1 protein-coding gene is annotated in these 1,447 nt (G+C 39.7%); it reads left to right on the top strand.

All coding sequences use genetic code 11. The annotated features are described in order from the left end of the window. A partial coding sequence (locus GCCT14_RS04910) for an RNB domain-containing ribonuclease (RefSeq protein WP_157952640.1) occupies positions 1-1,376 on the top strand: 1,376 nt, incomplete at its 5' end. Positions 1,377-1,447: the final 71 nt, after the last annotated feature.

Below are 1,447 nucleotides of genomic sequence, written 5' to 3' on the forward strand. Positions count from 1 at the left end.
TTGACGCCCTTTCCGTAAAGAAGAACAGATCAGGTGGATACCGTTTAGGTGTACATATAGCAGATGTAGCACATTACGTTCCTAAAGGAGGCGCATTGGATAGAGAAGCAAGGTTAAGAGGGAATTCCACGTACCTACCAAACTGCTGTATTCCAATGCTACCACCTTGCTTAGCAGATGATCTTTGTAGTTTACGTTCTAATGTACCACGCTTAACTGTTTCAGTAATTATGAACTTCGATGATGAAGGGAACCTAATAAACAAAAAAATAGTACGATCAATCATTCAAAGCAAAGCTCAGCTTAGTTATGAAGAAGCTAGAGAGATCCTTGACAAAGGGAAAGATACAAATCCTTATTTTAATCAGCTCAAATTGATGGTGGAACTGTGTATGCTTCTAAAAAAGAAGCGTCGAGATCGTGGTGCTGTCGACATGAACCTAGATGAGGTAAAGGTTGTATGCAATGAAAAAGGAGAAGCAATATCTCTTCAACAAACACCATATGATATCACTCACCAAATGGTAGAGGAATTCATGGTAAAAACTAATGAAGTAGTAGCCATTCACCTTGCTACATCTGACGTTGCCACAATTTACAGGGCACACGAGCCTCCTTCTGAAGATTCATTTAAAGAGTTTCTTGTTCAAGCAGAATCGTGTAACTTTCGTATCCCGCGTACAGAAGACGGCAATAGTGTGGACGTTCCTGCACTTCTCGCAGAAGCAAGTCAAACACCCTTCGGCAGGCTACTTACATTGGATTACATTCGAAGCATGAAAATGGCATTTTATCAAGCTGAAAACATTGGACATTTCGGACTGAGACTCGAACATTATTGCCATTTTACTAGCCCAATCAGGAGATATTCTGACCTAGTTGTCATACGTTCTCTTTTCGGAGAAGTAGAATCTATATCTACCCTTCAGGAAATAGCGAAATTCATATCTGGAACTGAAAGAAACAGCGCCAAGGCAGAGCAAAGCGTTATTCATCTGAAAAAGCTTCGCATGTTATCTCGTCTATTCTATGAAGGGAAAACTACATTCTTCGCAAGGATCTGTAAAGTCAGATCGTCTGGTCTTATACTAGAGCTATTTGAGCTTTCATTGGAGATTTTTCTACACATCTCTCTCGCCTCAAGAGATTTTTTGACATTTGACGAGGGAAACTTTTCCTTATCTTCTAGAAGTGGAATAGTGTACAAAGCTGGTGACACAATGGAGGTTGAGCTTATTTCAATAGATTTATTGACGCAAAAAGCGCGATGGAAGGGACTTGCACATTATAGTCTTGATATAGGGCCAAGACAGTCACACTCTTCACATCAAAACAGGAAAAAAAATCCAAGTAGGCGTTCCGATGTCTCAAGGTAAAAAAAAACAATCTGGCAACTCTTTTAGAAATTATTTTCTTTCAGGTATTGCCATTATCATGCCACTTGTGA

The sequence above is a fragment of the Candidatus Similichlamydia epinepheli genome (assembly GCF_003056015.1).